Raw genomic sequence first — 19,470 nt, forward strand, 5'->3', positions numbered from 1 at the left:
CAGTACGGCGGTGGGCGGGTGGTGCGGTTACGGGTTCACGGGGGTTCCGGCGGTGTCGGTCGTGGACACCTCGGCGGGCCGCGAGGTCGACTTCCTCCGCCGGACCAGGTGCAGCAGCACGGCGGCCGCGAGCAGGACGAAGCCGGCGACGATGGAGGTCGGGACGAGGTAGAGCAGCAGCAGGGCCGCGGGGACGCACAGGATGCGCTCGGCCATGCCGGTCGGGCCGAACATCCAGCCGGTGGTGACCACGGCCAGCGCGGCGACCGCGGCGGCGCAGACGAGCGTCGCCCAGACCACGTCGACCAGGTCGCCGCGGGAGAGCAGCAGGCTGCCGTTGTCGGAGACCACGAACGCCATCGGTGCGAGGAACGCGGGCAGCGTGTACTTGCAGGCCTGCATCATCGTCGGGATCACCTTGCCGCCGGTGATCGCGGCGGAGGCGACCGCAGCCAGCGCGGTCGGCGGGGAGACCTCGGAGAGCACGGCGTAGTAGAAGATGAACATCGCCACCTCGGGACTGCCCACCCCGAGCGAGATCAGCGCCGGGCCGATGATGACCCAGCTCAGGATGAACGACGCGGTGACCGGGACCGCGAGGCCGAGGATGAGGATCGCGGCCGCGGAGAACAGCGCGGAGAGCACCAGCAGGGTGGCGTCGTTCGGGGCGATCGCCTCGGCCGCGGAGACGAGCAGGTCGGAGAGGATCTGGCCGAGGCCGGTCTTCGCGATGGTGGAGGTGATCACGCCGGCCGCGGCGCAGACCGCGATCACCGGCAGCCCGGACCGGATGCCTCCAGAGAGGGCGTCGTACAGCCGGTGCAGGTAGGAGGTCACCGACTCCTTCAGCGGCATCGTCTCGAGCTCGTAGTCCGGGTCGTCGAAGCCGCTGACCACGGGGCGCCGCGAGAGGACCGCCTCCAGGAGGCCGAACAGGGCGGCGACCCCGGTCGCGTAGACGACCGCGCGGAACGGTGGGACGTCGATGGCGAGGAAGAACACGATCACGCCGAGGCTGATGAAGTGGTAGCCGGAGCGGGCCAGCAGCCGCAGCGGGCTGCCGATCGCCAGCTCGACCCGGCGGGCGCCGAAGCGGCGGGCGTCGATCTCGACGGCGAGGAAGATGCCGAGGTAGTAGAGCAGGGTCGGCACGATCGCCCAGCCGAGCACGGAGATGTAGGAGACGCCGAGGTACTCCGCGATGATGAACGCCGCCGCGCCCAGGGTCGGCGGGGAGAGGATCGCGCCGATGCCGGAGGCCGCGAGCATGCCGCCGGCCGCCTCGCGGGGGTAGCCGGCCCGCTTGAGGATCGGCCACGCGAACGAGCCCAGCGTCACCGCGGTCGCCGTGCCGGAGCCGGACACGGTGCCGAGCAGGAAGCCGGAGGTGGCCACGGTGCGGCCCGGGGCGGTGCCGGAGCGGCGGAACAGCGAGAAGCTGAACTCGACGAAGAAGCGTCCCGCGCCCATCCGGTCGAGGACCGCGCCGTAGATCGTGAACAGCACGATGTACGTCGCGGCGACGTCGAGCGGGACGCCGAAGAACCCGCTGGCCTCGTTGTAGAGGCCGTTGATGATCTGCTCGAGGTCCATGCCGATGTGCGAGATGGTCCAGTCGATCGGCAGGTAGCCGCCGTAGTAGGCGTAGGCGAAGAACACCAGGCAGACCGCGGGCAGCACCACGCCCGTCGTACGGCGGGTGGCCTCGAGGACCAGCACCAGCAGCACCGTGCCGGCGACGACGTCGAGCAGGAGCAGCGAGCCCTGCCGGTCGAGGAAGCCGGTGAAGCCTCCGCCGCCGAGGTCGGTGAGCGGCAGCGGGAGGATCGGGTAGAGGCCGACGACGAGCGCGACCGCAGCCAGCACCCAGTCGAGGATCCCGGGGTTGTCCTTGCGCGCGGGTGCCGGCACGGCGGTTGCGGTGGTGGCCGCGCCCTCGGTGGGGGTGGTGTCCGGGGTGTCCGAGACGGCCTTCTTCGTGGCGCGGACCCGGTAGCAGAGGAACACCAGCGGCAGGGTGACACCGAGGAACAGGATCAGGTAGTACTGGCTGCCCTGCTCCAGCGGGGCGAACACCTGGCGCAGCACGAACAGCGCCACCGCGAAGCACCAGATCCCCACGAACCGGTCGACCCGGGGGGAGAGGTGGCGGGCCGGACGCTCCTCGTCGTAGTCGGCGACCAGCTCGTCGACGTCGAGGCGTTCGGTCGGCACGCGGGTGGGGCTCTGCGTAGGCATGCCCGGTAACGTAGGCGTGGTCGCCGTCACATCGTGTCGGCCGTCACACAGACTTTACACAGGCTTGATGTTCGCCCGATGGGGCCGTTCGGGCGCGGAGAGGCTGGGATGCGGGTTCTTCTGGTGGAGGACGACGACCGGGTGGTCGCCGCCCTCGTGCCGGCGCTGCAGCGGGCCCACCTGCACGTGCGCCGGGCCGCCACGGCGGCGGAGGCGAGCGCGATGTACGCCGACGTCGACCTGGTGCTGCTCGACATGGGGCTGCCCGACCAGGACGGCCTCGCGCTGTGCCGGCAGATCCGTTCCGCCAGCGACGTACCGATCATCGCGGTGACCGCGCGGCGCGAGGAGTCCGCGGTGGTCTCCGGGCTGCGGGCCGGGGTGGACGACTACGTCACCAAGCCGTACAGCCTCGCCGAGCTGCTGGCCCGGATCGACGCGGTGATGCGCCGCTTCGGGCAGCGGGCCGTCGAGCCGGTGGCGGAGGTGGGGGACGTGCGGATCGACCACGGCTCCCGGCAGGCGTACGTCGCCGGGGAGCCGGTGACGCTGTCGCACAAGGAGTTCGACCTGCTCAGCATGCTGGTGCAGGGCACCGGCGACGTGGTCACCCGGGAGGCCCTGATGGAGGGGATCTGGGACACCGCGTGGGTGGGCGCCTCGCGCACGCTCGACGTGCACGTGGCCACGCTCCGCGCCAGGCTGGGCCGGCCCGAGCTGATCGAGACCGTCCGGGGGGTCGGCTACCGCGTGGCCAGCGACACCGCGGACCGCGCCGAGGCCTGAGCCGGTGCGCCGAAGGCTGCTCGTGGTCTCGATGACGCTGGTCGGCGTCGTCCTGCTCGCGCTGATGGTGCCGCTGCTCAACGCCCACGCCGAGGACCGCACCCAGGACCTCTTCGTCGGCCGGCTCGGCGACGTCACCCGGTTCGCGGTGCTCGCCGAGGACGCGCTCGAGGGCGGCGGGTTCGACGGGCTGACCATCGACCTGCAGCGCTACGTCGAGGTGTACGGCGGCCAGGTGGTCGTCACGAACGCGAACCGGGAGGTCGTCGCGTCGGCCGGGGCCGGTGGTGCCTCGGGCGGGGCCGGTGGTGCGTCCGTGGCCGGTGGTGCGTCCGGCGTACCCGAGAACCCGCAGGTCGCCGAGGTGGTGGACCGCGCGCTGTCCGGCAGCGGGTCAGAGCCGCCGCGCACCGCCTGGCCGTGGGTGGAGGAACCGGTCGTGATCGGGTCGCCGGTGGGGCGCGACGCCCAGGTGCTCGGCGCGGTCGTCCTGGTCGCGCCCACCTCCCCGGTCCAGGAGAGCGTCAGCCGGTGGCTGCTGCTGCTCGTGGTGGCCGGGCTGGCCACGCTGCTGCTCACCGCCTACGGGGTGGTGGTGCCGTTCGTCGGCTGGATCCTGCGCCCGGTGCACGAGCTCGACCTCACCGCCCGGCGGCTCGCGCACGGCGAGCTCAGCTCGCGGGTACCGCACAAGACGGGGCCGCCCGAGCTGCAGGACCTGGCCACCTCGTTCAACGTGATGGCCGACCACGTCGAGACCTCCCAGCAGCAGCAACGCGACCTCGTCGCCGACGCCGCGCACCAGCTCGGCAACCCGCTGACCGCGCTGCGCCTGCGCGTGGAGAACCTCGGCGTCGCGGGGGCCGACCCGGACCAGGTCGACACGGCGCTGGAGGAGACCGACCGGCTGAACACGATCGTGGAGTCGCTGCTCGACCTGAGCCAGGTCGGCGCGCACCGGGTGGAGACCGGCTGCGTCGACGTGGCCGCGCAGACCCGGCACCGGTGCGAGATGTGGGCGCCGATGTTCGAGCGGCTCGACGTGGAGTCGCCGCCCAGCGTGCTCGCCCTGGCCAGCGACGACATCGTCGACGTGGTCCTCGACGCGCTGCTCGACAACGCCGCGAAGTTCGCGGCCGGGGCGCCGGTGGAGGTCGCGGTGACGGCCCCGCCGGCCGCGGACGGGGCCGCGGACGGTGGTGCGGACGGGGCCGCCGGCGAGGTGCTGCTGCGGGTGCGCGACCACGGGCCAGGGCTCGACGCCGAGGACGTGGAGAAGGTGGGGGCCCGGTTCTTCCGCGGCCGTCAGCACCAGAACGTGGCGGGCACCGGCCTGGGCCTGGCCATCGTGCGCGCCCGGGTGCTCGACATCGGGGGAGCGCTGGAGGTGAGCCGTCCCGAGGGCGGCGGGCTGCAGGTCGCCGTACGGCTGCCCGCGTTCAGGGGCGCTGCTCCCGGTAGTAGCGCATCGCCCCCGGATGCAGGTCCAGCGGCGAGGTGAAGATCGCCGCGCCCAGGGTCGGCTGCCGTACGCCGGGGGAGACCCGCTCGATCGCGTCCTGCGCCTCGAACATGGTTCGGGTGATCGCGTAGGCGAGGTCGTCGGGCATCTCCGGGTGCACCACGACGAAGTTCCGCACGCTGACGGTGTCCACGGCGCCGGGCAGACCGTACGTCGACGCGGGGACCGGCCCGGCGACGTACTCCGGACCGTAGGCGTCGACCATCGACCCCACGACGTCGTCGAGCTCGAGGAGCCGGATCCCGATCTCGCGGCTGAGGCCGAGCACCGCCTGGTTGGGCAGGCCGCTGACGAAGAAGAACGCCGCGAGCCGCCCGTCGCGCAGCCCCTGCGCCGAGGCCTGGAGCGACTCCGACGCCACCTCGATGTCGGCCAGGGTGAGCCCGTACTGCTTCAGCACCCGCCGCGCGACGACCCGGGTACCGGAGTCGGGGGCGCCGAGGCCGACCCGGCGGCCGCGCAGGTCCTCGGCGGTGCGGATGCCGGAGTCGTCGCGGACCACGAGGTGCACGAAGCTGTCGTAGGTACGGGCCAGCGCGACCACGTCGAGCGGCTCGTCGAACGGGCCGGTGCCGCGCACCGCGTCCGAGGCGGTGTCGCCGAGGGAGAGGCCGAGGTCACAGGTGCCGGCGCTGACCAGGCGCAGGTTCTGCACCGAGGCGTCGGTGAGGCGGATCTCCGCGGTGACGTTGGTCAGCCGGTCGGAGAGGACCGTGCTCAGCGCGGCGCCGTACCGGGTGAACACCCCGCCCGGGTTGCCGGTCGCGATGGTGACCGTGCTCGGCGGCAGGTCGTCCCAGCGCTGCGCGAGGCAGCCGGTGGCGGAGGCGACGAGGGGGAGGGTGAGCGCGGACAGCGCCGTACGCCGCGAGACCCGGACCACCATCGCGCCAGCATCCCACGCAGGCTCTCCGCTTCACCGGGCCCGGGCCGCAACGGCGCACGCGAGCGGTTGTGGCCCGGGTCGGACGGGTGGGAGGGGCCGCGCCGGCGCACGTGAACGGTTGCGGCTTCGAGCGAGGCGGGCGTCAGCCGCGGCGTACGGCGGTGACCAGCCACATCGCCGAGCCGAGCTCCACGCCGCGCGGGGTGCTGTGCAGCACCATCGTCGCGTTCAGGGCGTCGAGCGCGCGGGCCCGGGCGGCCTCGTCGAGGTCCGCGACCATCCACGCCAGCAACCCGCCGACGAAGGCGGTGGCGTCGTCCGCGTCCGGGCCGAACCACATGGGGGCGGTGAGGTCCTCGAAGCGCGGCTCGGTGAAGCCGGCCCCGGTGAGGACGTCCCGCACCAGGTCCGGGTCGCTCAGCCCGAACGGTCCCTGGGCGCCGACCGGGGGAGGGGACAGGTTCCGCCCGGCGGCCATCGCGGTGCCGAAGGCGAGCATCCAGTCGTTGCGCTCGGGTCCCTGCCAGACCAGCAGCGCCAGCTGCCCGCCGGGACGCAGAGCACGGGCGATGTTGGCGAAGGCCGCCGCCTGGTCGCCGAAGAACATCGCCCCGGTCCGGCTGATCGCCACGTCGAACGCCGCGGGCTCGAACGGGTGGACCTGCGCGTCGGCCCGGAGGAAGTGCGCGTTGGGCACCCCCTCGGTCTCGGCGAGGCGGCGGGCGACGTCGAGCATCCGCGCCGACAGGTCCACCCCGAGGGCGAAGCCCGCGATCGCGCGGCGGGCGGCGTCGCGGGTGGTCTGGCCGGTGCCGCAGCCGAGGTCGAGCACCGCGTCGGTGGCCCGGATCCGCACCGTGTCGAAGAGGTGGGCGTGGTACGCGGCGACCGAGGTGTCGAAGCGCTCGGCGTGCCGGGCCCAGTAGTCCCCCTCGTCCCCGTCCCAGGCCTTCGCCTGTTCGAGGTTGGTCTCGTCCACGCGGGTCAGCTGGGTGTGTCCCACGGTGGCACCTTCTTCCCGATGCTCCATCCTCCCTTTGGGACTATCATTCTCAGGTTGCTCCCGAGGAGGTTCCGTGTCAAGCAGTCCGCGGCTCACCACCACGTCGTACGCCGTGCTCAGCCTGCTCGCGGTCCGGCCGATGTCCACCTACGAGTTGGCCCAGCAGATGCGGCACAGCCTCGGCCGGTTCTGGCCGCGGGCGCAGAGCAAGCTCTACGAGGAGCCGAAGAAGCTCGTCGACCACGGACTCGCGACGGCCCGGAAGGAGCGGGTCGGCGACCGGCCGCGCACCGTCTACCGGATCACCGCCGAGGGGCGTCGCGCGCTCGCGGACTGGATGGCGGAGCCGGCCGCGGGGCCGAGCCTGGAGTTCGAGGGGCTGCTCAAGGTCTCCTTCGCCGAGCACGGCACCCGCGGCGACGCGCTCGCCCACCTCGCCGCCGTGCGCGCCTGGGCGGTCGAGCGAAATGAGGAGAACCTCGCGACCGGCCGGGCCTACCTCGCCGGCGAGGGGGAGTTCCAGGCGCGGGTGGCGCAGAACATGCTCGGCGGGTCCTTCCTGACCGAGTACTACCGGATGGTCGCGGAGTGGGCGGACTGGGCGACGGCCCTCGTCGAGCGGTGGCCGGACGACCCGGCAGGGGCGGTCGTGGACGCGGAGGCGTTCGCGCGCATCGTGGAGCGCGCCGGCTGGTCGGAGGCCGACCCGTCGCAGTGACGGGTGTGACTAGGGAGAACCACCCGGACGGGCGGTTGTGGCGCCGCCGGACGCCGTCCCCGGCCCCCTCCGCCGACACGCCCGGCGAACCGTGACACGCCGGTCGTCGAGGTCGCGTCACGCCCCTGACCTGCGGGTTTGTCCGCATTGCCGAAGAACCTGGACGACTTTCGCGGTTCGGCTTGCGTGCCCCTGTGCGCCCACCTAGGGTTACCACTACATCTAGTAGTTACACGGATGTAAGTTTCCACAGGTAGTGGTCACTTACGCACAGGCAACGGGCTGGTTGTCCCCAAGTCATCCACAGATCCACCCACAACCCGGCGTCTCGAGCCCCTGGCCGAGGCCTCCCGGAGGCGGGCAGAAACTGTCGGTGCGGGGTGTTGCACTAAGAGGGTCTCCGACGGTCTCGGAGCCACGTCAGACAAGCGTCACCCGAGGGAGAGGAGCGGCATCACATGCACTGCCCGTACTGCCGCAACACCGACACCCGCGTGGTCGACAGCCGGGTCGCCGACGACGGTGGCGCGATCCGCCGTCGCCGCACCTGCCCGGCCTGCGAGAAGCGGTTCAGCACCGTCGAGCAGATGCAGCTCGTCGTGGTGAAGCGCTCCGGCGCGACCGAGCCGTTCACCCGCGAGAAGGCCGTCGCCGGCGTGCGCAAGGCGTGCAAGGGCCGGCCGGTCTCCGAGGACGACCTGGCCTGCCTGGGCCAGAAGGTCGAGGACGCGCTGCGCGCCAGCGGCTGGGCCGAGGTGCCCGCCAACGAGGTGGGCCTGGCGATCCTCGGTCCGCTCCGCGAGCTCGACGAGGTGGCCTACCTCCGGTTCGCGAGCGTGTACAAGGCGTTCGAGAGCGCCGAGGCGTTCGAGGAGGAGATCGCCATCCTCCGCGCTGAGCGGTCGGTCGAGCAGACCGCCATACCCACCCAGCCGGTGCCGTCGAGCACGGGCTGACCCCCAGACTGCCCGGCGCGTCGTGGGGAAGCGGCGCGTCGGGCAAACCAACTTAGAAGTACCAAGACAGACGACGAGAGTCAGAATCGGGGAGAAGGAGAACCATGACGGAGACGGTGAGCGGGTCCGCACGTGCAGGGCGCAAGGGCGCCAAGGGTCTGAAGATCGAGCGGGTCTTCAGCACCGAGGGCGTGCACCCCTACGACGAGATCACCTGGGAGCGTCGCGACGTCGTCCAGACCAACTGGAAGACCGGCGAGGCCGTCTTCGAGCAGCGCGGTGTGGAGTTTCCCGACTTCTGGTCGGTGAACGCCTCGACGATCGTCACCACCAAGTACTTCCGCGGCGCGGTCGGCACCGACGCGCGTGAGTGGAGCCTCAAGCAGCTCGTCGACCGCGTGGTGAAGACCTACCGCAAGGGCGGCGAGGACAACGGCTACTTCGCCTCCGTCGCCGACGCCGAGCTCTTCGAGCACGAGCTCACCTGGCTGCTCGTGCACCAGTACTTCTCCTTCAACTCTCCCGTCTGGTTCAACGTCGGCACGCCGTCTCCCCAGCAGGTCTCCGCGTGCTTCATCCTCTCCGTCGACGACTCGATGGACTCCATCCTGAACTGGTACAAGGAGGAGGGCTTCATCTTCAAGGGCGGCTCGGGCGCGGGTCTGAACCTGTCGCGCATCCGCTCGTCGAAGGAGCTGCTCTCGTCCGGCGGTACGGCGTCGGGCCCGGTCTCGTTCATGCGCGGCGCCGACGCGTCCGCGGGCACCATCAAGTCCGGCGGTGCGACCCGTCGCGCGGCCAAGATGGTCGTCCTCGACGTGGACCACCCCGACATCGAGGAGTTCGTCGAGACCAAGGCGCGCGAGGAGGACAAGATCCGCGCGCTGCGCGACGCCGGCTTCGACATGGACCTCGGCGGCAAGGACATCACCTCCGTCCAGTACCAGAACGCCAACAACTCCGTCCGCGTCACCGACGAGTTCATGCGCGCGGTCGAGGACGGCACGTCGTTCGGCCTGCGTGCCCGCGGCACCGGTGAGGTCATCGAGGAGGTCGACGCCCGCGAGCTGTTCACCAAGATCGCGAAGGCCGCCTGGGAGTGCGCCGACCCGGGCCTGCAGTACGACGACACGATCAACGACTGGCACACCAACCCCGAGACCGGCCGGATCACCGCATCCAACCCGTGCTCGGAGTACATGTCGCTGGACAACTCGTCCTGCAACCTCGCGTCGCTGAACCTGCTCAAGTTCCTCAAGGACGACGACACCTTCGACGCGCCGCTGTTCGCGAAGGCCGTCGAGCTGATCATCACCGCGATGGACATCTCGATCTGCTTCGCCGACTTCCCGACCGAGTCGATCGGGGACACCACCCGCGACTACCGTCAGCTCGGCATCGGCTACGCCAACCTCGGCGCGCTGCTGATGGCGATGGGTCTCGGCTACGACTCCGACGGTGGCCGCGCGATGGCCGCCGCGATCACGTCGCTGATGACCGGTCAGTCCTACAAGCGCTCCTCGGAGCTCGCCGCGGTCGTCGGCCCGTACACCGGCTACGCCCGCAACGCCGACGCGCACAAGCGGGTCATGCGCAAGCACCAGGCCGCCAACGACGCGATCCGCTCGATCCACAGCCACGACCGCGACGTGCACACGCTGGCCACCAAGGCGTGGGACCAGGTCGTGAAGCTGGGCGAGAAGAACGGCTACCGCAACGCGCAGGCCTCCGTGCTCGCGCCGACCGGCACCATCGGCTTCATGATGGACTGCGACACCACCGGCATCGAGCCCGACTTCTCCCTCGTGAAGTTCAAGAAGCTCGTCGGCGGCGGCTCGATGCAGATCGTCAACCAGACCATCCCGCGTGCGCTGAAGAAGCTGGGCTACCAGCAGGAGCAGATCGAGGCGATCGTCGAGTACATCGCCGAGCACGGCCACGTGATCGACGCCCCCGGCCTGAAGACCGAGCACTACGAGGTCTTCGACACCGCGATGGGTGCGCGGGCGCTGGCCCCGATGGGTCACGTGCGGATGATGGCGGCGGCGCAGCCGTTCCTGTCCGGTGCGATCAGCAAGACCGTGAACCTGCCGGAGACGGCCACGGTCGAGGAGATCGAGGACATCTACCTGCAGTCGTGGAAGCTCGGCCTCAAGGCGACCGCGGTCTACCGCGACAACTGCAAGGTCGGCCAGCCGCTCTCCGACGGCAAGGCGAAGGCCAAGGCCGTGGAGAAGGAGGAGGTCGCTCCCGTCATCGTCGAGCGCCCCGTCCGCAAGCGCCTGCCGAAGTCGCGTCCGTCGCGCACCACCTCGTTCACCGTGGGTGGCGCCGAGGGCTACATGACCGCCGGTTCCTACCCCGACGATGGTCTCGGCGAGGTCTTCCTCAAGCTCGGCAAGCAGGGCTCCACGCTCGCCGGTGTGATGGACGCCTTCTCGATGGCGATCTCCATCTCCCTGCAGTACGGCGTCCCGCTGGAGACCTACGTCTCGAAGTTCACCAACATGAAGTTCGAGCCGGCCGGCCTCACCGACGACCCGGACGTGCGGATGTCGCAGTCGATCATGGACTACATCTTCCGTCGTCTCGCGCTGGACTACCTGCCCTTCGAGACCCGCTCCGCGATGGGCATCTACTCCGCGGAGGAGCGCCAGCGCCAGCTCGAGACCGGCTCGTACGAGGCGGCGGAGGTCGAGGCCCCCGAGGCCGAGTCGCTCAAGACCACCCCGGCCGAGCTGAAGCTCGAGTCGACCTCGGTCAAGGTCGCCCAGGCCGAGGACGTCGTCGAGGCCAAGGCCAAGGAGGCGCCGAAGCAGGCGCACACCTCCGCCGAGCTGATGGAGGCGATCACCGGTACGGCGGTTGACAGCCCGCTCTGCTTCACCTGCGGCACCAAGATGCGCCCCGCGGGCAGCTGCTACGTCTGCGAAGGCTGCGGCAGCACCAGCGGCTGCAGCTGACCCTGCTGAGACCCGAGAGACTGACTTAGTAGTCCCCAAGGGAGCGCCCGACCTCGATGCGAGGTCGGGCGCTCCTCTTTTGTCGGTGGCCACTGATCGGATGTTTCGCGTCGCTGCAACCAGGGGTCGGGACTGGAGCAAGACATGGCATCCCGACCTGCGCTCACACTGCGCCTCCGAGGAAGCCGGGCACGGCTCTTCGAACCGATAAGCCACTCCTGGTGTCAAAGCGGGCCGGGGCGAGGAAAGCCAACCATCGCCTTCGCCCAAGATGTCGTCGCTGGCGACTACCTCGCGATCAGCTATGGCGCGGCTTGGAGCTCTGAACCTACAGCCCTCCCCGTCCTTCCAGCTCGCCCACGCTACGGCTCAGAAAAGAGCATTGAGCTGCCGAGGCAGTGCCTATCTCTCGGAAGGGCACACGAGTCGCTCGACCTGGTCCGTGGTGATCACGAACTTGGTTTCTCGACGTGCTCGAACAGGTCCGTGCTGCCGCGGAGGCGGTGTTCGGCTTGCGCGGCAGAATCAAAATCAGTGGCAGACGAGGTGCTCTGGTCATCTCGAGTAAGCGCTTGGTGGAATTCATGGACCTGCTCGGCTGTGGGAGTAGCAAGGCAGAGAAGCGGGTGCCTGCGGTGCTGATGGACTCCGAGCCGTTGCGTGCAAGGCCTAGAAGGCGCGCTCGAGCGCCGCGTAGTCCGGGTCCTGGCTGACGAGCTCGTGCTCGAACACAACGCGTCTATCAGCCCAGTAGCAGCGGCAAATGAGTGCAGCCTGATTCACTTCATTCATCTCCCACCAGAGCGTCGGGCTCGGCGGGACGTCCTCGTTCAGCATGCCAGACGTGCACCGGCTCGTCGGCGGACACAGTCTTGTTCCGGGCCATCTTGGTCGATGCGAGTACGGGTCTTGTCCGATCCCTGCGCTACGACCACTGGTCGGGCGCGTTCTCCAACGCGGTTCGGGTTGCTGTGGCGGAGCAGCTGATTCACGATCTGGATGAGAGACTGCCGCCGAGTCCAAGCTGCCCAGCCTCTACTCGCGTTACCAGTCACCCGAGGTGATGGTGCGGGACCGCGCCGTTCCCACCTGTCGTTCGCCCGGACCTGCGTTTGGGGACGCATCCGGGATCGCGGTTCATCACTACTGGGTAACGGTTCGGGACACGCAGCGGATCCTTCGAGGGCCGCCCTGAGCCGTTGTCTACCGTGCTCGAATGCCTACTACTCTCAACGACTACCTCAGTCCGGTCCGCCAGACGTTGGACAAGGAGTGGCGAGAGCTGCGGTCGCGAGACTGGCCCGCGCCGGGCAAGCGCCAGAGCGTCTTCTTGCCTAGCGAAACGGTTCTCTGCCTTTGCGCCTCCTTGCGGGTTGACCATCGACGCTTCGGAAGCTCGACGGCACCCGGTGCGCCTAGCCCGGTGCAAGAACTGGCCCGGTTGTTCCGGCGTCCCCCTTCGAGCATCCTCGCCAAGATGGCGAACCTGGACGGGTCTCGCAGCCACGGCGGGCGCTTCGACCCGGCCGTCTCCGAGGCCCTGCTCGACGACCTCGCGAAGCTGGGCGAGGCGTACCGTGCCGTGCTGTCTTCTGCGCGCCGCGCTGGCGTCGACGCGTGGGAGCTGCCCGACTTCCTCGGTGTGGAGAAAGGCGGCACGCCCGACAGGCGCGTCATCTACTGAGGCATTTGCCACGGCCTCCACGTGGCGCCAGGCTCATGAGGGTGCAAGGGCTTAAGCTTGTCCCGTGTTCGACTTCGTAGACCTCTTTGCCGGCATCGGCGGCTTCCATGGTTCTTTGGCCTCGTTAGGTGGACGCGGCGTAAGGGCGGCTGAGCTCGACCGACGTGCCCGCGAGGTGTACAAGCCGAACTGGCACCTGATGCCAGACAAGGACGTCAGAGACCTTGCGCAAGAGGCTGGCTCGCTTGAGGACCACGCGGTGCTGGCAGCGGGCTTTCCCTGTCAGCCCTTCAGCAAGTCGGGCCGTCAGCTAGGCATGTCGGAGGAGCGAGGAACGCTCTTCCACGAGATCGTGACGATCCTCGAGGCCAAAAAGCCACCAGTCATTTTCTTGGAGAACGTCCGCAACATCGCGGGACCGCGGCAACGCGCGACCTGGCGTGCAGTCGTGGACGGGCTGCGAGAAGTTGGCTACAAGGTCTCGGACCAGCCGTGCGTCTTCTCCCCGCACCTCCTGCCGCCGGAGGCAGGAGGTGCGGCACAGGTGCGGGAGCGTGTCTACATCCTGGCCACCTACGTCGGTCCTGAGCGAGCGCACAATGAGGTTGACGTGCCGCCCGCAGTCGAGCATCGCCCACAGCTGGGTTGGGATCCCCAACACTGGTCCATCAAGGAGCATGTCGTTGCTGCGGCTCAGCCGACGACACACCTCCGCAACTACAGGCTCACGCCGGACGAGATCGAGTGGATCGACACCTGGAACCGGTTCCTGAAGTTGCTGCCTCCTGGTGCGCATCTGCCGGGCCACCCCCTCTGGGCGGACGTCTGGACGGGTGTCCTCCAGCCGAAGCCGGAGGACCCGGACTGGAAGAAGGGCTTCATCGCGAAGAACGTCCAGTTCTACGTGGACAACAAGAAGCAGATCGACGCCTGGCTGGAGGAGAAGCCGCGACTGCGGACGTTTCCCGCCAGCCGGCGAAAGTTGGAGTGGCAGGCGCAGGACGCCCCTCGGGACCTCTGGCAGCTGCTCCTCCACCTCCGACCGTCGGGGATCCGTGCGAAACGTCCGACGTACGCCCCTGCACTGGTCGCCATGGGACAGACGTCAATCTACGGCCCGGAGAGACGTCGGCTCACCGTCGAGGAAGCCGCGGTGCTTCAAGGTTTCCCGCGTGGCTTCAAGTTCGGGGGCCAGGTCGACTCGCTGAGCTATCGCCAGCTTGGCAACGCGATCAACATCGGGACCGCGCGGTACGTCTTCTCCAGGTACGTCGAGCAGAACGCCGATGACATAGAAGCAGCCGAGGCAGCGGGTGCGAAGGTCGATGGCCATCCGGTTGTGGAGGCGGTCATGCAAGTGGTCGAGGCTGAACGAGCAGCCTCAGACGTCGCGGCAGAGACGGGCTAGCCGTCCGGAGCGGCCGCACGCCAGCGCAGCTCCACAGTGCTGGCGGAGGCCAGCACGTCCTCGTGCTCCCAGAGACGAAGCACTGTCCAGCCGGCCTCCTCGAGCAGCCGAGTCGTGTCGGCGTCACGTTCCTGGTTGCGGGCCAGCTTCCAGCGCCACCATTCAGGGTTCGTCGAGGGCTTCACCCCGTGCTCCGGGCAGCCGTGCCAGAAGCAGCCGTCGACGAAGACCGCCAGCTTTACCCGAGTGAAGGCGATGTCAATCGTCCGGCGTCTGTTGCCTGGCACGGGGAGCTGCACCCGAAAGCGGAGCCCCCGCCGATGGAGCTCCCGCCGAAGCGCGACCTCTGGCTTCGTGTGACGACGCGCCAAGCGAGACATGCGGCCCGAGAGCTCCGGACCTGGGCGAACTCGCTCCGGTTCGGCAGCCGCACTGGTATCAGTCACGTAACCAGTGTCTTATGTGCGTCAACGACACAGGACGTCGCACTAGGCTCGACCGTCAGGTCATCATCGTCGAGGGGAGTCACGTGGCTGAGCACGAGATCAGCATCCGGCCTGGGGTAGCCATGCTGGGACTGTTCCCGCACATGAAGTACCAGCCCTGGTACGCCCTGGGTGAGCTCGTCGACAACGCCATCCAGAGCTATCTCTCCAACCGCGACGCTCTGCACGAGGCGAACCCGGAGGGGTACAGGCTCCGCATCGAGATCGAGGTCGACCGCAAGGACGGCGGGCTGATCGTCGTCCGGGACAACGCGGCCGGCATCGCCCACACCGACTGGGAGCGCGCCTTCAAGGTCGCCGAACCCCCGTCGGACAACAGTGGTCTCTCGCAGTTCGGTGTCGGCATGAAGGCCGCCTGCTGCTGGTTCTCCCGCGAGTGGTCACTGCGTACGACGCACCTGGGTGAGCAGGTCATCCGCGGCGTCGAGTTCGACGTGCCGGTGATCGTGGCGAGCCGGGACGAGACGCTCGACGTGATCGAGGAGCCGACGGACTGGCGCACGCACTTCACTGAGATCCGGATGTCGAACCTCTACCGAGCCCCGCAGACGCGAACCCTGGACAAGATCAGGACCTACTTAGGTGGCATCTACCGGCAGTTCCTGCGCAACGGCGACGTCGACATCGTCTTTAACGGCTCGCAGGTGGCGTACGACGAGCCCCCGGTCCTCAAGGCACCTCGCTACAACGACCGCGGCGGCGAGCCGATCGAGTGGCGGAAGGACGTGGACGTCCGGCTGAGCTCGGGGCGGCGCGTCACCGGCTTCGTCGGCATCCGTGAGAAGGGTTCGACCTCACAGGCTGGGCTCGCCCTCTTCTACCGCCACAAGGTCGTGACCGGGTCTGGAGAGGAGATGTACAAGCCGGAGTACATCTTCGGCCGCTCCAACAGCTTCTCCTCCCAGCGTGTCTTCGGCGAGCTGCACATGGACGACTTCAACGTCACCTACACCAAGGACGCGCTGGTCTGGTACGACGAGGAGGACGAGTTCCTCGAGCTCCTCAGGACGGACCTGGAGGCCGAGCCAAAGCCCCTCCTCAAGCAGGCTGAGAACTACCGCGCGCGTGAGGTGACCATCCCGCCGAAGGACGTCGCGGGCACCATGCTGGACCAGATCGTCGAGGCGTTCTCCGTCGTGGAGTTCGACCTCGAGAAGGTCGACGCACCGGTCGGTGGCGAGCCAACGCTCCCGATCGAGGAACTGTCCCCCAAGGAGGGCGCGGAGCCGGAGCCCGCCACCGTCGAGGCCGTCGAGGTCGACCGCGACTTCGAGGTCACGACCGAGGGACAGAAGTGGGACGTGTCGCTGCGGCTGGTCGCGGACGAGGCGAACCAGAACTGGCTGACGGTCCACACGAACGACGGGCACGACCAGATCACACTGAGCGTGAACCAGGCGCACCCGTTCATGAGGGCGTTCTGCGAGCTCCCCGGGCAGGAGCTGGAGCCGGTGTGGCGCGTGGCGATCGCTCTCGGACTGGCGCAGGAGCAAGCACGTCTGGGGGGCGCGAAGATGCCCGGTCTGGTGGTCCAGAAGGTCAACACGCTCCTGCGTACCGTCCTGTCTCACAAGAGCTGACCCGAGATCGATGAACGAGGAGAGCATGTCCCAGCAGCAGCACGTCGAGGTCGTCCACGAGCCGGTTGCCCAGAACCAGCAGGTCCTCTGGCAGCCTGTCGTGGGGGAGGAGACCACCAGGCTTCTGGCTGACTCCGACCTCGACGAGAACGCGCAGGGCAGCGTCGTGACCCAGGCGGTCGAGGTCCTGCAGCGGTGCGCCCCACCGAGGGCCAAGGGCGGCAGCAGGACCGGGTTGGTGGTCGGCTACGTCCAGAGCGGAAAGACCATGTCGTTCACGACGGTCATCGGGCTCGCCCGTGACAACGGCTTCCCGCTCGTGGTCCTGCTCGCGGGCACGAAGGAGAACCTCCACGAGCAGACAGCCAGCCGGCTGGCCAGGGACCTGGCGGTCGAGCGGGCCGGGGGACTGTCACCGTGGTACACCCTTCAGAACCCGAACCCGCACTCCGGGCAGGCCCAGTCGGTGGCCGACTTCGTCACCGGCATGCTCGACAGCTCGACGCCGGAGCAGTTCCGCCGTACGACGGTCCTCACGGTGATGAAGAACCCGACCAGGCTAAAGCGGGTCAGGGAGTTCATCCAGGAGCTCGAGCAGTACGGCGTCGACCTAGACAAGGTCCCGGTGCTCGTAGTCGACGACGAGGCAGACCAGGCGGGGCTCAACGCAGGCGTAGCCAAGGACGACACGACTGCGACGTACCAGGGGATCATCGACCTGAGGAAGGCGCTCCCGCACCACAGCTACGTCATGTACACCGCGACCCCGCAGGCCCCCCTGCTGGTCAACCTCGCGGACACCCTGTCCCCGGACTTCGTCACGGTGCTGGAGCCGGGCGAGGGCTACACCGGTGGGCAGTACTTCTTCGACGAGCACAAAGGGACCTTCGTCAAGCGGCTGACCGATGTGGCCGTCACGGAGGCGCTCGACCCCGGCCTGGTGGAGCCGCCGGACGACCTGCAGCAGAGCATGGCGACCTACTTCCTGGTCCTGGCCAACCGGGGCAAAGGGCCGGTCTCGATGCTGGTGCACCCCTCCCACAAGACTGACCTCCACGACAGGTACGGCGGCTTCGTGCAGGCACTCCGTTCGAGCTGGCACGACCTGCTGAAGCGGCCCGAGGGCGACCCGGACCGCAGGGAGCTCGTGGAGACCTGGTTCGTCCCGGCGTACCAGGACCTCGCCAAGGGCGGCGCCGATCTGAAGCCGCTCGACGAGCTCCTGAAGCACATGGCGCACTGGATCGGCACCACCCAGGTGCGCGTCGTCAACTCCGGCACCCCGGCCGACAGCGACATCGCGTGGAACGCCTCGCCGAGCTGGATCCTGGTCGGTGGCAACAAGCTCGACCGCGGCTTCACGGTCGAGGGGCTCGCGGTCACCTACATGCCACGCAAGCTGGGCGCCGGCCAGGTCGACTCCGTCCAGCAGCGCGCCCGGTTCTTCGGCTACAAGAATTCTTACGGGCTGCTATGCCGTGCCTGGCTCGCAGGCGGTACGGCGGACGCCTTCGAGCACTACGTGGAGCACGAGCAGCTGCTGCGGCAGGAGCTGCAGGATGTGGTGGAGAAGGGCATCAGCCTCAAGCAGTGGACGCGGATGATGCTGCTCGACCCGAAGTACAAGCCGACCCGCAAGGCCGTGATCGACCTGCCCTACATGCACGGCCGAATTCCTGGCGACAGGTGGGTCTCGGTCAACCGGCTAGGCAGATACGGCAAGGAGGGCGCCAGCAACCGGCACACCGTCCAGGCCCTCATCAGCAAGCACAAGGCCGCCTTGACCACCGACACGCGCGACCAGCGGACGACCGAGGCCAAGCACAAGGTCCTCTCGTTGCCGGTCGCGGAGCTGATCGAGCAGCTGCTCCTCGACTGGCAGGGGCACCCCGACGACCGGGCCCTGGTCAACCAGGCCGTCCTGCTGCTGCGGGCCAGGCTCGACGAGGAGCCGGACCTGGTGGCCGACGTCTACCTCATGGACAGCTGGGGCGTCAGGAAGCGGTCCGTGGGTGCTGACGGCTCGACCGTCACGCTCCAGCAGGGTCGCAGCCCCGATGGCTCCTACAAGGGGGACCAGCACTTCTTCACCGACGGGCGGGTCTCGGTTCAGCTGCACCTGGTCCAGCCCATCGGCGAGGACAAGAAGCCGATGGGTGACCCTGTGCCTGGTGTGAACCTCCGGGTCCCCGCCACGCTCGCCGGCGGCGTCCTCATCCAGTACGAGGACGACTGATGACCACGGGGGCCGACCTCCGGGCCACGCTTCAGCGCGTCACGCCTCCGGCGGACCACGGGTTCAGCGTCCTCCCGGTCCCGGGGGCCGACGGATACCGCGTGGGAAGGGGAGCGGACAACGCCGTGGCGCTCCTGACCCCCGCTGACCAGGCTCCAGAACCGCCCACCCGGCTCAGGCGCCTCTCCCTGGACCCGCGGCTGCGGTGCCGCGTCGAGGCCGAGGGGAGCACACTGGAGGACGACTTCGGCGTGGTGCAGTTCCACGTCGACGACGAGGCGCTGCTCCAGCCGTTCCTCGACGTCGCCGCCGCGGTGATCCGGATGCTGGGCAAGTCCCCGGCACCGGGCGAGGTGAGCACGGCGATGCGCCGGCTGGTCCGGCTCTTCGACCGGGCCGAGCCGGCACGGGGCAGCGTTCTGGGGCTGTGGGCCGAGCTCCTGGTGATCGACCGGTCGACGGACGTGGCTGGGATGGTGGACGCCTGGCACGCGTACGTAGACGCCAGGTTCGACTTCGCTGCCGCAGGCAGTCGCCTGGAGGTCAAGGCGACCACGAGGGACGCCCGCGTGCACGAGTTCGCGCTCAGGCAGTTGGTGCCTGTCGAGGGCGCCGAGGTGCTGGTAGCCAGCGTCATGACCACGGAGACCCACGCGGGCACCGCAATAGGTGAGCTGGTCTCGCGCGTCGAACGCCGCCTGGACGGGGACGCCACACGCCAGATGCGAGTGCACGAGCAGGTGGCCGCCACCCTGGGTCCCGACTGGGTGAGGCACACCGACCGCCGCTTTGACGAGCAGCAGGGGATACAGTCGCTCGTCGTTCTTCCTGCGGCGGCGATCCCACGCGTAGCATCGCCGCCGCCCGCGGTCATCGACGTCCGGCTCACCGTTGACTGCACCGACGTACCACCCGAATACCACCCGAAAGGGCTGGCCGCTTTGATACGTTCAGTGACCAGCTAGTAACCAGTTCTAGACAAGC

The 19,470-nt window shown here is 69.0% G+C and carries 15 protein-coding genes and 1 pseudogene; 11 read left to right on the plus strand and 5 right to left on the minus strand.

What is annotated here, in order from left to right; all coding sequences use genetic code 11:
* Positions 1 to 27: 27 nt before the first annotated feature.
* Positions 28 to 2,238, minus strand: a complete 2,211-nt coding sequence (locus K1X13_RS13970) for a TRAP transporter permease (protein WP_221025627.1) — start codon at positions 2,236 to 2,238, stop codon at positions 28 to 30.
* Positions 2,239 to 2,346: 108 nt separating this feature from the next.
* Between K1X13_RS13970 and K1X13_RS13975 the strand changes: the two genes are divergently transcribed.
* Both K1X13_RS13975 and K1X13_RS13980 read left to right on the plus strand, forming a co-directional pair.
* On the plus strand, positions 2,347 to 3,024 hold the full coding sequence (locus tag K1X13_RS13975; RefSeq protein ID WP_221025628.1) for a response regulator transcription factor: 678 nt from the start codon (positions 2,347 to 2,349) through the stop codon (positions 3,022 to 3,024).
* A gap of 4 nt (positions 3,025 to 3,028) precedes the next feature.
* Entirely contained in the window at positions 3,029 to 4,525 is a 1,497-nt protein-coding gene (locus tag K1X13_RS13980) for a sensor histidine kinase (RefSeq protein WP_221025629.1), read from the plus strand.
* On the opposite strand, the gene K1X13_RS13985 is transcribed toward K1X13_RS13980, so the two are convergent.
* Together K1X13_RS13985 and K1X13_RS13990 are read right to left on the minus strand one after the other, a co-directional pair.
* Complete coding sequence (locus K1X13_RS13985; RefSeq protein WP_221025630.1) at positions 4,464 to 5,432, minus strand: TAXI family TRAP transporter solute-binding subunit; 969 nt, start codon at positions 5,430 to 5,432, stop codon at positions 4,464 to 4,466. The genes K1X13_RS13980 and K1X13_RS13985 overlap by 62 nt on opposite strands.
* Before the next feature lie 142 nt (positions 5,433 to 5,574).
* The gene (locus tag K1X13_RS13990) at positions 5,575 to 6,435 is read right to left on the minus strand and encodes a class I SAM-dependent methyltransferase (RefSeq protein WP_221025631.1); all 861 of its coding nucleotides are present in this window, start codon (positions 6,433 to 6,435) and stop codon (positions 5,575 to 5,577) included.
* A gap of 73 nt (positions 6,436 to 6,508) precedes the next feature.
* On the opposite strand from K1X13_RS13990, the gene K1X13_RS13995 reads away from it, so the two are divergent.
* From K1X13_RS13995 to K1X13_RS14005, 3 genes are all read left to right on the plus strand, one after another.
* On the plus strand, positions 6,509 to 7,153 hold the full coding sequence (locus K1X13_RS13995) for a PadR family transcriptional regulator (RefSeq protein WP_308249558.1): 645 nt from the start codon (positions 6,509 to 6,511) through the stop codon (positions 7,151 to 7,153).
* A 458-nt stretch (positions 7,154 to 7,611) separates the two neighbouring features.
* Positions 7,612 to 8,109: a transcriptional regulator NrdR gene (gene nrdR, locus K1X13_RS14000; protein WP_221025632.1), complete on the plus strand. Its 498-nt coding sequence runs from the start codon at positions 7,612 to 7,614 to the stop codon at positions 8,107 to 8,109.
* A gap of 104 nt (positions 8,110 to 8,213) precedes the next feature.
* Positions 8,214 to 11,072 carry a vitamin B12-dependent ribonucleotide reductase gene (locus K1X13_RS14005; protein WP_221025633.1) on the plus strand — a complete coding sequence of 953 codons (2,859 nt, stop codon included), beginning with the start codon at positions 8,214 to 8,216 and terminating at the stop codon, positions 11,070 to 11,072.
* Between the two features lie 669 nt (positions 11,073 to 11,741).
* Here K1X13_RS14005 and K1X13_RS14010 read toward each other — a convergent pair.
* On the minus strand, positions 11,742 to 11,909 hold the full coding sequence (locus K1X13_RS14010; protein ID WP_221025634.1) for a hypothetical protein: 168 nt from the start codon (positions 11,907 to 11,909) through the stop codon (positions 11,742 to 11,744).
* A gap of 640 nt (positions 11,910 to 12,549) precedes the next feature.
* On the opposite strand from K1X13_RS14010, the gene K1X13_RS14015 reads away from it, so the two are divergent.
* Positions 12,550 to 12,756 (plus strand): hypothetical protein, encoded by a 207-nt coding sequence (locus K1X13_RS14015; RefSeq protein ID WP_221025635.1) that lies wholly within the window; start codon positions 12,550 to 12,552, stop codon positions 12,754 to 12,756.
* A 64-nt stretch (positions 12,757 to 12,820) separates the two neighbouring features.
* Positions 12,821 to 14,164, plus strand: a complete 1,344-nt coding sequence (gene dcm, locus K1X13_RS14020; RefSeq protein ID WP_221025636.1) for a DNA (cytosine-5-)-methyltransferase — start codon at positions 12,821 to 12,823, stop codon at positions 14,162 to 14,164.
* On the opposite strand, the gene K1X13_RS14025 is transcribed toward dcm, so the two are convergent.
* Positions 14,161 to 14,544: a very short patch repair endonuclease gene (locus K1X13_RS14025; protein WP_221026086.1), complete on the minus strand. Its 384-nt coding sequence runs from the start codon at positions 14,542 to 14,544 to the stop codon at positions 14,161 to 14,163. The genes dcm and K1X13_RS14025 overlap by 4 nt on opposite strands.
* Here K1X13_RS14025 and K1X13_RS19855 point away from each other — a divergent pair.
* From K1X13_RS19855 to K1X13_RS14040, 4 genes and pseudogenes are all read left to right on the plus strand, one after another.
* A pseudogene (locus K1X13_RS19855) lies at positions 14,449 to 14,730 on the plus strand (hypothetical protein); the annotation flags it as partial. The gene K1X13_RS14025 and the pseudogene K1X13_RS19855 overlap by 96 nt on opposite strands.
* Positions 14,694 to 16,250, plus strand: a complete 1,557-nt coding sequence (locus K1X13_RS14030; protein WP_221025637.1) for an ATP-binding protein — start codon at positions 14,694 to 14,696, stop codon at positions 16,248 to 16,250. The pseudogene K1X13_RS19855 and the gene K1X13_RS14030, both read left to right, overlap by 37 nt.
* A gap of 25 nt (positions 16,251 to 16,275) precedes the next feature.
* Complete coding sequence (locus K1X13_RS14035) at positions 16,276 to 18,486, plus strand: Z1 domain-containing protein (protein WP_221025638.1); 2,211 nt, start codon at positions 16,276 to 16,278, stop codon at positions 18,484 to 18,486.
* Complete coding sequence (locus tag K1X13_RS14040) at positions 18,486 to 19,451, plus strand: PD-(D/E)XK motif protein (protein WP_221025639.1); 966 nt, start codon at positions 18,486 to 18,488, stop codon at positions 19,449 to 19,451. The genes K1X13_RS14035 and K1X13_RS14040 overlap by 1 nt, the downstream gene beginning before the upstream one ends.
* The last annotated feature ends 19 nt before the right edge of the window (positions 19,452 to 19,470 follow it).

Origin of the sequence: Nocardioides jiangsuensis (assembly GCF_019679455.1) — a bacterium.
In the GTDB taxonomy this organism is placed as follows: Bacteria; Actinomycetota; Actinomycetes; order Propionibacteriales; family Nocardioidaceae; genus Nocardioides_C; species Nocardioides_C jiangsuensis.